Annotated in this window: 12 protein-coding genes; 7 read left to right on the top strand and 5 right to left on the bottom strand. The window is 46.9% G+C overall.

The window, feature by feature from the left end; genetic code table 11:
* Positions 1 to 10 precede the first annotated feature (10 nt).
* From CWI32_RS02410 to asd, 4 genes are all read left to right on the top strand, one after another.
* Entirely contained in the window at positions 11 to 541 is a 531-nt protein-coding gene (locus CWI32_RS02410) for an ankyrin repeat domain-containing protein (protein ID WP_100534548.1), read from the top strand.
* 118 nt (positions 542 to 659) lie between these two features.
* Positions 660 to 1,865 (top strand): nicotinate phosphoribosyltransferase, encoded by a 1,206-nt coding sequence (gene pncB, locus CWI32_RS02405; RefSeq protein ID WP_100357001.1) that lies wholly within the window; start codon positions 660 to 662, stop codon positions 1,863 to 1,865.
* A 183-nt stretch (positions 1,866 to 2,048) separates the two neighbouring features.
* Complete coding sequence (locus CWI32_RS02400) at positions 2,049 to 2,897, top strand: sulfurtransferase (RefSeq protein ID WP_100534547.1); 849 nt, start codon at positions 2,049 to 2,051, stop codon at positions 2,895 to 2,897.
* On the top strand, positions 2,894 to 3,745 hold the full coding sequence (gene asd / locus CWI32_RS02395; protein WP_005173321.1) for an archaetidylserine decarboxylase: 852 nt from the start codon (positions 2,894 to 2,896) through the stop codon (positions 3,743 to 3,745). Before CWI32_RS02400 ends, asd begins: the two co-directional genes overlap by 4 nt.
* A 163-nt stretch (positions 3,746 to 3,908) precedes the next feature.
* Here the strand turns inward: asd and CWI32_RS02390 are convergent, their stop codons facing one another.
* The gene (locus CWI32_RS02390; protein WP_074383835.1) at positions 3,909 to 4,523 is read right to left on the bottom strand and encodes an SPOR domain-containing protein; all 615 of its coding nucleotides are present in this window, start codon (positions 4,521 to 4,523) and stop codon (positions 3,909 to 3,911) included.
* 308 nt (positions 4,524 to 4,831) lie between these two features.
* A complete protein-coding gene (argS, locus tag CWI32_RS02385) occupies positions 4,832 to 6,622 on the bottom strand; it encodes an arginine--tRNA ligase (protein WP_100534546.1) in 1,791 nt (596 codons plus the stop codon).
* Positions 6,623 to 6,880: 258 nt separating this feature from the next.
* Here argS and CWI32_RS02380 point away from each other — a divergent pair, with 258 nt between their 5' ends.
* Entirely contained in the window at positions 6,881 to 7,168 is a 288-nt protein-coding gene (locus CWI32_RS02380; RefSeq protein ID WP_100329529.1) for a DUF2798 domain-containing protein, read from the top strand.
* A gap of 94 nt (positions 7,169 to 7,262) precedes the next feature.
* On the opposite strand, the gene CWI32_RS02375 is transcribed toward CWI32_RS02380, so the two are convergent.
* The 3 genes from CWI32_RS02375 to CWI32_RS02365 are packed head-to-tail and all read right to left on the bottom strand — an operon-like array spanning position 7,263 to position 9,709.
* Complete coding sequence (locus CWI32_RS02375) at positions 7,263 to 8,564, bottom strand: DUF445 domain-containing protein (RefSeq protein WP_100534545.1); 1,302 nt, start codon at positions 8,562 to 8,564, stop codon at positions 7,263 to 7,265.
* 11 nt (positions 8,565 to 8,575) lie between these two features.
* Positions 8,576 to 9,127, bottom strand: coding sequence for a CC0125/CC1285 family lipoprotein (locus CWI32_RS02370; protein ID WP_100356997.1), 552 nt, complete (start codon positions 9,125 to 9,127; stop codon positions 8,576 to 8,578).
* Positions 9,128 to 9,169: 42 nt separating this feature from the next.
* Positions 9,170 to 9,709, bottom strand: coding sequence for a DUF924 family protein (locus CWI32_RS02365; protein WP_005173312.1), 540 nt, complete (start codon positions 9,707 to 9,709; stop codon positions 9,170 to 9,172).
* 211 nt (positions 9,710 to 9,920) lie between these two features.
* On the opposite strand from CWI32_RS02365, the gene gshA reads away from it, so the two are divergent.
* Both gshA and CWI32_RS02355 read left to right on the top strand, forming a co-directional pair.
* The gene (gene gshA, locus CWI32_RS02360; protein ID WP_005173308.1) at positions 9,921 to 11,498 is read left to right on the top strand and encodes a glutamate--cysteine ligase; all 1,578 of its coding nucleotides are present in this window, start codon (positions 9,921 to 9,923) and stop codon (positions 11,496 to 11,498) included.
* A gap of 18 nt (positions 11,499 to 11,516) precedes the next feature.
* Positions 11,517 to 12,044, top strand: a complete 528-nt coding sequence (locus CWI32_RS02355) for a disulfide bond formation protein B (RefSeq protein ID WP_100534544.1) — start codon at positions 11,517 to 11,519, stop codon at positions 12,042 to 12,044.
* Positions 12,045 to 12,060 lie beyond the last annotated feature (16 nt).

Raw genomic sequence — 12,060 nt, 5'->3', positions numbered from 1 at the left:
GGAGTTCATTATGAAAGCTATGCAGCATGCAGTTTTAGCCAGTATTCTCGCGATAGGTTCCATATTCGCAAACGTGGCCACCGCCAAGGAGATCTCCCCCGCTAAAACTGTGGACAATATTCAGATGAGCTCACAACAGGAATTAGTTGCGCTGTTTTTTGCCGCAGCCAAAACCGGCAATCACGAAGTGATTCATGAATTTCTCAAGTATGGTTTTCCGGTTGATGTACGCAATAGTGCCGGTTTTACCCCCCTGATGATGGCGACCTATTATGGCCATCAAACTATTGTGACGACCTTGCTCAATCATGGTGCTGATCGCTGCGCCCGCGACAATAAAGGTAATACCGCATTGATGGGGGCACTGTTTAAAATGGAATTTGCCATTGCCAAACAGCTGCGTCAGGTCGACTGTGATGCCCAAGCCAAGCAGACCGGGCAAAAGACCACAGCCGAATTTGCCAAGGTGATTGGTCAGGAAAAACAGCTGCAGAAAATCATTCAGGAACAGGGGAAAACCCAAGGCCAGTTGTCAAAATAAAACCCATTATACTCTGATACTTTTGTCGCGAATTCAGCTAGCTGTACGTAAATCCTGCAATATTACATAAAATTTTATGCTTTAATGTTGAGATAAGCACAGCGATATTTCCTTAGTTATGGCTCCAATTATCCGTTCCCTGTTAGATACTGACTTGTACAAATTCACCATGTTACAAGTGGTATTACACAAGTTTCCGCAAACGCATAGTGTCTACCATTTCCGTTGTCGTAATCTGGAAGATACAGTCTATCCACTGACGGATATTCTGGATGATCTCAATCATCAACTTGATCTGTTGTGTCAGCTCAACTTCAAAGAAGACGAGTTGCAATATTTAAGAAGTCTGCGTTTTATCAAGAGCGATTTCGTCGATTATCTGGAACTGTTTCAACTGAAACGCCGTTTTATTCAGGCCAGTATCGATAGCGAAGGTCGTTTAGATATCACCATTGAAGGCCCGATGGTTCAGGCGATGATGTTTGAAATCTTCGTACTGGCAATTGTCAATGAACTGTATTTTAGCCGGATCCGTAGTCCTGAAGTGCTGGCTGAAGGTGAGCGCCGTTTACAGGCGAAAATACAATTATTAAAAGAATACGATGCATCGCAACATCCACATGATCCGCCATTTTTAGTGTCGGATTTTGGGACACGTCGCCGTTATAGTTTCGAATGGCAAAAGCATGTGGTAGAAGAATTCAACAAGGCTGCACCACATGTCTTCCGTGGTACCAGTAATGTGTTATTGGCGAAAGAATTGGGAATTACCCCGATTGGCACCATGGCGCATGAATTCCTGCAAGCATTTCAGGCGCTTGACGTGCGTCTGCGTAATTTCCAGAAATCTGCGCTGGAAACCTGGGTACAGGAATATCGTGGTGATTTAGGTATTGCCCTGACTGATGTGGTCGGTATGGATGCTTTCCTGCGTGATTTTGACCTGTATTTTGCCAAACTGTTTGACGGCCTGCGTCATGACAGTGGTGATCCCTATGTTTGGGGTGACAAGGCCTATGCACATTATAAAAAACTGAAAATTGACAGCAAAACCAAAATGCTGACTTTCAGTGATGGTCTGAATCTGGAAAAAGCCTGGAAACTGCATCAATACTTTAAAGACCGTTTTCAGGTCAGTTTCGGGATTGGCACCAACCTGACCAACGACATGGGCCAAACCCCCTTAAATATCGTATTGAAACTGGTGGAATGTAACCGTCAGTCGGTGGCAAAAATTTCGGACAGTCCAGGCAAAACCATGACTGATAATGATACTTTCCTGGCTTATTTGCGTCAGGTTTTCGAGATCACTGAACCTGCTTAAGCACATTTTAGACATGAGCAATTTTAAAAACCGCTTCGCTACAGGGGCGGTTTTTTTATACGAGATGGATTTTTAGCATGACTTATCTAAAATCCTGCTAATCATCTTAAAAGAAACCGCATAAGTGTAAAAATGAGCTGTGCTAAGATCAAAACAATTTGACCCATCATAGCCATGATAACGATGACAGCTTCAGCTTTTAATTTTGGTCTGCTGATCGAGGCAGAAGATTTAGTTCCCTATTTGGGCCATGAAAAACTTCGTATTGTCGACCTCAGCCGGGCTTCTGTGTATGAGCAGTTGCATATTCCACATGCCCTGCATTTACAACCCAAGCTGCTGGTTCGTCAGGAAGATCATACGATGGGGCTATTGCCGGATGTAGAAGGCTTGCAGGCCCTCATTGCTTATCTGAATATTTCGCCTGAGCATCATGTGGTGGCCTATGATGATGAGGGCGGGGCGTGGGCCGGGCGTTTACTCTGGAATCTGCATTGTCTGGGTTTTGAAAATACCAGTCTATTGAATGGCGGGATTCATGCCTGGCTAGGTGCAGGTTTGCCAACCTCGTCCGATCAGGAAATATTTAGCCCGGTGAGTCATTTAGTTCCTGTCAATCTCGAGCAAAAATCAGAGTTTCAGATTTGCTATGATGAATTACACCAGCTCATTGAAAATGAACAAGTTCAACTATGGGATTGCCGCACTGAAGATGAATATACTGGCCTGCGTCTGGCAGCGCGCCGCGGCGGTCATATTCCGGGAGCACGTCATTTTGAATGGAGTACTGCCCTTAACCGGCAAAATCATTTAAAATTGCAGCCTTTACCACGTACTCAGCAGCGTCTGGAACAACTGGGCTTTGATTTGACTCAGCCGGTTGTGGTGTACTGCCAGTCCCATCATCGCTCAGGTTTGGCCTATATTCTGGGCCGTTTACTGGGCTGGAAAATTCGAGCCTATGATGGTGCGTGGAGTGAATGGGGCAATCGCCTCAATAGTCCAATCGCTACAGGGGAGGTGCCATCTTGAGCATCACATCACGTTTAAAACAACAGTTTTTTATTAAAGCTCAACGATTAGTACCGCAACATCGCCTGTCTCGTGTGGTCGGCAAAATTGCTGCCAGCGAAAACCCGATTATCAAAACGGCTGTAATTACTGCCTTTAAGGCACAGTACGGCATTGATATGTCGATTGCTGAACAGGCCAATGCCTTGAAATTCAAATCATTTAATGAATTCTTTACCCGTGCCCTGAAACAAGGGATTCGTGCAGTTGATCCAGATGCCAGCAGTATTGTTTCACCTGCGGATGGGGCGATTTCCCAGCTGGGTAAAATTGAAAATGGCGATGTGTTTCAGGCCAAAGGTCAAAAATTTACTGTAGAAGCGCTGATTGCTGACCCGCAACTGGCTGAACCCTTCAAAAATGGCGAGTTTGCGACAGTATATTTGTCACCACGTGATTATCACCGTGTGCATATGCCATTTGCAGGGACTTTGACTGAAACTTTGTATGTACCGGGCGAGCTGTTCTCGGTCAATCAGGTCACAGCAGAAAACATTCCGGGTCTGTTTGCCCGCAATGAACGCATGGTCTGCCTGTTTGATACTGAAATTGGCCGTATGGCCGTGGTCTTGGTGGGTGCAATGATTGTGGCTGGTATTGAAACGGTGGCTACTGGCAAGGTTAAACCTTCTGGTCGGATCGAGTTAAACCAGCATGATCTGTTCCTGGAAAAAGGTGCGGAACTGGGCCGGTTCTACCTTGGTTCAACTGCAGTGATTTTATTTGAAGAACATAAAATGCAGTGGGATGCCGCGTTCAAGGCCAATTCTTTGGTGAATATGGGTGAAGCATTGGGGCATACGGTTTAAAGATTTTAGCCTCTTGTATCCTCCCCCTTTTTCAAAGGGGGATCGAGGGGGATTAATCCTGAATGATATAAATCCTCCCTTGCGGAGCAATGCTCCTCACCCTTTTCCAAAGAGGGAAGGATACAAAAAAAGCGCCATCAGGCGCTTTTTCTCATTTAAATCTTTAGCGTTTCACCACAATCGAATCAATGCCACTGTGTTGCAAGGTCTGCTGGGCAATCAGTGCCGCATCAGCCGAGTCATAAGGGCCTGAGACCACGCGATACCAGACTTTGCCATTTTCTACGCTTCTGACCACATCAGCAGACAGGCCATTCAGAATAATTTCCGCACGGCGGGCATCGGCCTGATCCGGATCATCAAAGCTGCGTACTTGCAGAATATAGCTGACCGGAGCTGTAACCGGTGCTTCGCTGACTTCCAAGCCAGGTTCGGTGCTTGCTGCAGCTTCAGGAACTTCAGGTCGAGGTGCTTCTACAATCACCACAGTATCCTGTCTTTTAGCTTCAGGTACCGCCTGTTCAGGAATCGGAGTTACTTGTTGTTGTGGCAACAAATCGTAAAAACGGTAATCCTTATTGGTGTCTTCTTCCTGGACAGATGCTGCAGTCGTTTGAGTTTTAGGCTTAACCGGTTCCCATGGCTTCCACAACATCAGTGCCATTAAAAAACTCAACACGATTAAAATGATCACGAGTGTGCCGAGCCAGGTCGGAATCAGTGGCTTTTTAGGCTTATTCGGTCTTTCAGATACACCGCGTTGCGTTTTTCCAAACACTTGGGATTTCCTCTATATGGGGTTGCCTCATAGAAAAGGCATAACAGTGGTTATGCCTGACTATTATTTCATCCTATGTGATTAAGATCCAAATGTCATTATTTAGATCAAACTGCACACCAGATTTATACTTGAACTATTTTTTCAAATAGCTGGCAGAATCTAGCCAGGTATTTTCTGAACAGCTAAAACAACAGTTTTCGTTGTGGCTTCGAGTAGAGCTTTTGTCTTGCGAGCATGCAAAACAATCTATACATGCTTACTCAAGCGAAGCTTTCGCCTTGCGAGCATGCAAAGCGGTGCTTTGCTTACATGCTCTCAGGCGCAGACACACCTAAAAGTTCTAAGCCATTACGCAATACCTGACGTACGTTCACTGATAACAGTAAACGCGCCTGAGTCAGTTCAGCATCATCACCGAGTACTTTATTGTCGTTGTACCAGCCGTGGAACAAGGCTGCCAGCTCTTTCAGGTAGTTGCCGATTTGATGTGGCTCATGGCTGTTTGCAGCACGCACCAGAATTTCTGGATAGGCAGCCAGTTTAGCCAGAACTTCAGTTTCAGCATCCAGCTCGAGTCGGGCCGCCAGAGTACGCGCTGCCGCAGCGTCAAAATTCACGCCTGTAGAGGCCGCTTTTTCTAACATACGGCAGATTCGGGCATGCGCATACTGGATGTAATATACAGCGTTGTCTTTGCTTTGCGACACCGCTAAGTCTAGATCGAAATCGATGTGTTGTTCAGATTTACGCATCACATAGTAGAAACGTGCAGCATCGTTGCCGACTTCTTTGCGCAGATCACGCAAGGTCACGAACTGACCTGAACGAGATGACATTTGTACCATCTCGCCACCGCGCCACAGGCTGACAAACTGAACCAGAAGCACCGTTAATTTCTTCGAGTCATAGCCCATCGCATCAATCGCTGCTTTTACACGTGCGATATAACCGTGGTGATCGGAACCCCAGATATCAATAATATCGGTATAGCCACGTTGTAATTTATTCAGGTGATAGGCAATGTCAGAGGCAAAGTAGGTGGTCTGGCCATTACGGCGTTTCACCACACGGTCTTTTTCATCACCAAATTCAGTCGACTTGAACCAGATATTGCCATCTTTTTCGTACAGGAAACCACGTTGATCTAAGGTCTGTAAGGCTTCTTCAATTTTGTCGGTTAATGATTCTTCGCTGAACCATTGATTGAAAGTGACACCAAACTCGCCCAGGTCATCTTTAATATCATCCAGAATCGCTTTCAGTGCGGCCTGCAAGAATACGCGGTAGCCTGTACCAATCAAGGCCTGAGAATTAAAGATCAAACCATCAATGTGTTTTTCTTTATCGCCAGAGAGCACCACCTTATTGCCATCTGCATCCAGTTCAGCTGCAAATTGTACATCTTCCGGCACGTCTTTATACACATCAGCCACAGAGCGGACATAGGCATCGCCATGCTGGTCAATAATGCTTTGCGCGATTTCTTTGACATAGTCGCCCTGGTAAGCATTTTTTGGGAATACCAGTTCCTGACCGGTTAATTCTAAATAACGCAGGTAAGTTGAGGTTGCCAGAATGTCCATTTGACGGCCAGCGTCATTGACATAGTATTCGCGGTCAACTTTGGCGCCGGTCGCTTCTAAAAGATTGGCAACGGTCATCCCATAAGCTGCACCACGACCATGACCTACATGCAGGCTAGAGGTCGGATTGGCAGAGACGAATTCAACCTGAATGCGCTTGTCAGCATTGACCTGGGTGCGGCCATAAGTTTCTTGTTGTGCTGCAATTTGATCGAGTACCACAAAGCGCTGGTCTGCATTTAAAAAGAAGTTAATAAAACCAGGACCTGCAATTTCTGCCTTGCTGATATCTGCTACTTCAGGAAGTGCAGCAAGAATTTTTTCTGCTAAATCACGTGGCTTCATACCCGCAGCTTTAGAGGCAATCATCGCGATATTTGACGCGAAATCACCATGGGTTCGGTCTTTGGTACGCGTCAAACTGCTGGTATTGTTCCAGTCAGATGGGAGGACACCTTCAGCTTGAAGGGATTGCACTGCATGTTCTAGAGCTGCTTGGATTGCCGTGTTCATAATCAGTCGAAAATAAATGTCGCAGAAAAACAGCAAATATAGCAAATTTCATGCTCTTTAGGTAAAAGCATTTCCAGGGAATAAAATTTATACGATCAACTGCCATAAATTTTGTGCAGTAAACCCAAAAGCACCGGACGGATCTGGTGAAAATGAAATCAGTTTTAGAGAAAATGCTGCCAATAAAAAAATCAGTCCTCCAAAGTGCGGGATTTGGCTTATTATTGATGATCTGAAAAATAATTAACAAGAGTCAGCATGGCTTTACCACAACGTCCGACCATTATCGGCAATATTCCTAAACTTCCTGCAAAATGGGCACTGATCATTGTGCCATTTATTTTGTCCTGCCTGATGAGTGGCATTATTTCCTTGATCAATATGCTGCGCAACTTGGGCTGGATCGATGGATTTATAGCGCTCTGGTTTCATAACTGGATGATTTCCTGGGCAATTGCCTTTCCAATCGTGGTGACCTTATTGCCATTTGTACGCAAATTTACCGGACTGCTGGTAGATATGTCAGGCCCCCAAGCACCCAAGTGATTGCTTGAAACAACCTGACAGAGGCTGAATTAATTAGATCTCAAACCGCCTGGCTCTGCTGCAGAGCCAAGCTGTATCAAAGAGAAAATGGTTTTTAAATCAGATGCTCCACCGCCGCCCGGATAATCCCGAGCACCAGACCGATACAGGCACCGACCACGACACCATTGACCCGGATCATATGCAGGTCACCACCGACTTCATTTTCAATCTTGTCGATCATTTCGGTCGAATCCCATTCGTGAATGCGCTCGCTAATAAAACGAATCACTTTTTCACTGTACTGATCACTCAGATCCACCGCGATCCCGCTAAGACGTTTATTCAGCAGCTCACGTACTGAAGCATTCGAGATAATATTTTCCCCCACCTGCTGAATCGCAATTCTGAGATTCTCGGCAATACCGGAATCCGGTTTTTGCAAATCCTCTTTAATGGCATCACATAAAATCACCACGGCGCCACTGATAAAATTCAGCACTTGCGGACTATCGAGCAAGGCATCCTTGGTTTCATTCAGACGCTGGCTGGCTTCACTGTGGTTGTCGGCCAGTTGCAACATCCAGTGATGTCCAGTTTCCTCAATTTTAAGCCGCCAAGGATGATCCGGGTCGGCCAGCATCGCTTCAACCCTCTGAATGACAGAATCGATACTGCGTTGCTGTACATCAATTCCAATCCAGCTCGCGCCTTTGGCCAGTTTCCAGACTCCCATTTCCTTGAACAGGTTGCGGGTCAGTTCCCGGGTTTCTTCAGGATGTGAGCTCATCCAGGCATGTACCACGTCTAGGCCGCGTTGCAGTACATCCTGATGGAAATCATTTTCGAGTACGGCGCGCAGCATCTCGCTGGCCAGGGTATTGATCTGGGTGTTCTTGACCCATTGCACGCTATTATTCTGGATAAATCCGGCAATCTGTTCCTGCCCGACAAATTCAAAAACTTTAGGCACGGTTTGCTGGATCACCTGGGTGACCTGGGCATTATTCTGTGGATTGGCCAGCCAGCGCCCCGCGGCCAGACTCAGGTCGGTACTGGCCAGACTGCGCTGTACAATTTGCGGAGAGAGAAAATTTTCCTGCACAAAACGGCCCATCGACTCTGCAATACGGGCCTTGTTGCGGGGAATGATTTCGGTATGGTCACGTAAAAATTTCGGGATCGGCAAGCGGCCAAAAGGATTACGGAACAGTACGGTAATCGCATACCAGTCAGCCAGACCACCGACCACACCGGCTTCTGCAGAGAGCATCAGGATATGAATCAGCCAGACATATTCGGGCAGCAGCTTGGCAGCAAGCATGAGTACCAACCAGATCAGTACCGCGACCACCAGCGCGATGGTCGCAAAACGTTTACTGCGTTGTAAGTTCGGTGAGATACTCTCTGTCTGCATAGATCATCCTGTCAAGAGGGATTGGCCGGTTGCGGTTGCAGCACTGCGCCGGATGGACTTAGACCATATTTAGTCCCAAGTGACTGTAAAATCAAGCGCGCATCGAAAGCATCGCTAGGTGCCTGACCGGCTTTAAAGCATTCAATGGTATAGGCCACCTGAGCAGGATCCAGGGTGACAGTATAAGGACGGTCATAGAACGGGTCTGGCCAGAACCCCGGATAGCGACGGTAATAACCATATGGATAATAGCTCGGTGCCGGATAGACGATTGCCTGACGTGGCGGTTGCTGGGTACGATTACTTGGATCATTCAGCACTCTAAAGAACTGAAAGCCATTTTGCACAGTGGTCTGCGCGGCTTTGACCAGGGCAATTTCCTCAGCCGTGCCAAAGCTCATATTGGGCCGGGCCTGAAATCCAATCCGATAAGTGTTGTTGTTGAGTGGCGTGGTACTGTAGCGGCCCAACTGATCAAACGTTAATGGTTTTGAAGGCGTCGTGGCACAACCACTCAGGTTGATGGCAGCGATCACACTCAATCCCAGTAGCATATTTTTCATGTTCGATCTCCTGATGCAATGATCCAGTCACAAAAACAGGCTTTAAAAACTGCTGTCGGGCTGGGTCAGGAAGGTTAACTCTTCATCGGTCGAGTCACGACCTAGGGTCTGGTTGCGATGAGGGTAGCGCCCAAAGCGGTCGATAATCACCTTGTGCTTTTTCTCGAACTCCAGATTGGTCGGATTGCCCAGACGCTGGAACAGCTTTAATGCGAATTCATGGATCAGTTTAGACTCACTGTGCATGAAAGGCATATATAAAAAAGCGCGTTGTTCCGGGCTGAGCTGTTGATCCAGATCCAGGCTAATAGCTTCTTGCGCCAAGGCCAGTGCCAGACTGTCCTGAGCAAAAGCTTGCGGCGAATCACGGAATAAATTTCGTGAAAATTGGTCTAGAACGATAACTTCAGCCAGACGGCCTTCGGCGGTTTTACGCCAGGACCAGAGTTCAGCCTGGGCGGCCTGCTGATGCGTGCTCATGAACTGCCGCGCGATACTTTGGTCGAATTCATGACTCTGGCTAAACCACAACGGCTGGCTGTCAGCATGGAACCAGAAGTCTAAAATATCTTGATAATTCATAACATTTACAATTCATTAGCATTTATTTATTCATAAAATCACAAATTTCACATGTCTTATAGAGGAACTTTGTGTTAAAAAATTGCCAAATTAAAAATCAATGGTTTGCCTGAAAACTAGACAGCCTATCATGTGCCGGCCAGAAATCACGTTATACTGATTAAACTGATGATTTTAATTTAATAGTTTAGCCCCTTTAAGCGAGATTGTAATGAGTCAACCTGAACCGACTTCCCAAAATGTGTTACCGACCTGGGTAGAGTCGTCACTCATCAAAGGCATGCTGCGTGGTATTGAGCGTGAAAGCTTACGTATGCAGAGTGATGGTTTCCTGTCACAGGCAGGGCATCCGCGTGCCTTGGGTTCAGCCTTGACTCATCCACATATCACCACAGACTATTCTGAAGCCTTAATGGAGTTCATTACGCCGCCGCAGGACACGATCAAAAAAGCCTTGGACTATCTCACTGATATTCACGCGATTGTGCATCGTCATCTGGAAAATGAGGAAAAACTCTGGCCGATGTCGATGCCCTGCATGCTGGATAGCCGCGATGAAAGTATTCCGTTGGCGCAGTATGGCAGCTCGAATATCGGCTTATTTAAAACCTTGTATCGTCATGGCTTGGGGGTGCGTTATGGTCGCCGTATGCAGACCATTTCAGGGGTGCATTATAACCTGTCTTTCCCGGATCATCTGTTCGAAGCCTTACAGCAGCAGGAGCAGGATGAAGCACTCAAGGACTTAAGCCTGCAGGATTATCGCAGCCACCGCTATATGGGGCTGATCCGTAACTTTATTCGTCTGACCCCACTGGTGATGTTCCTGGTCGGTGCCAGTCCGGCAGTCTGCCAGTGCTTTATGACCGGTCGTGATCATCATCTATTGCCCTTGGTAAAAGGCACCCTGTATACCCCTTATGCGACAGCATTGCGTATGGGACGATTTGGCTACCAGAACTCAGCCCAGAAACAGCTCGGCATTCACTATAATAACTTGCAAGACTATCTAGATGGACTGCAAAAAGCAGTCAAAACGCCGTATAAACCCTTTAGTCGTCTTGGACTAAATACAGCAGATGGCCAGCCGACTCAGATCAATGATCATGTGCTGCAAATCGAAAATGAATATTATAGTCTGGTACGTCCGAAGCAGGTGCCACAAGAGGGTGAAACCCCATCTCAAGCCCTGGAAAATCGCGGGATTGCCTATGTCGAGCTGCGGGCAGTCGATGTCAATCCATATAGCCCGATTGGCATCAATGAAGACACCGCCGGCTTCCTGGAAGTGGTGGCCTTGTATTGTTTATTGCAGGACAGTCCAGCACTTTTCGGTGAGGAGCAGGAGATCATTGAGCAGAATCAGACCGAAGTGGTAAATCGTGGCCGTGCGCCGAATGCTGCAATTCTGGCAGATGGTCAATGCTATCCGATTGAAGACTGGTGTGCCATGCATCTGCAACGCATGCAACCTCTGGCCGAGCTGCTCAATCAGACCTATGCAACCGATCTGTATAGCAATGCCATGAAAATGATGCAGATCCGGGTCGATGAAGTTGATGCGACTTTATCTGCCCTGGTGGTGGGCGATACACGCACTCAAGGCAGTATGTGGCACTTTGGCCAGCATCTGGCTCAGCAACATAGCAGTGTTTATGAAGCACACCAGCTTAGCCCGGAAACACTGGCTTATTTTGAAGAAATGTCACAAAAGTCATTGCAGCAACAACAGCAACTCGAGCAAGATAGCAGCGTCAGTTTTGCTGATTATTTAGCCCAATATCGATAAAAAATAAGAGGATTCACCATGCAATGGGGTTATCGCTTCGTGAGTGGTATGTTATTTTTGGCTGCTGTCATTGGAATGGCATTTGCCTTATATCTTGAGCATGTACAGGGCCTGGCGCCTTGTCCACTCTGTGTGTTTCAGCGTGTGGGATTAATTGGACTGGGGATCATCTCACTCATCGCATGTCTGCATAACCCTCAATCCAATATCATGAAGCGGCTCTATGCCTTGCTAGGTTCGCTGAGTATTTTATGGTCTGTGGGCGTTGCTGCCCGGCATGTCTGGTTACAGAATCTGCCACCGGATCAGGTGCCGAGTTGTGGTCCTGGCCTGGAATACTGGCTGGAAACCTTGCCAATGCAGTCAGTGTTGCAACAGGTACTTAATGGTTCTGGCGAGTGTGCCACCATTGACTGGACTTTCTTGGGGCAATCTTTGCCGGTCTGGTCTCTGATCTTCTTTAGTATTTTATTGCTGGTCAGTCTATGGCAACTGCTGCGCAAATATAAAACTGCACCGGTTAAACGGCTCAGAGATAAATATTAATAAGTTCGCATTAACA

Origin of the sequence: Acinetobacter pseudolwoffii, assembly GCF_002803605.1 — a bacterium.
GTDB classification, from domain to species: domain Bacteria; phylum Pseudomonadota; class Gammaproteobacteria; order Pseudomonadales; family Moraxellaceae; genus Acinetobacter; species Acinetobacter pseudolwoffii.
This window is presented reverse-complemented; position numbering and strand designations above follow the sequence as displayed.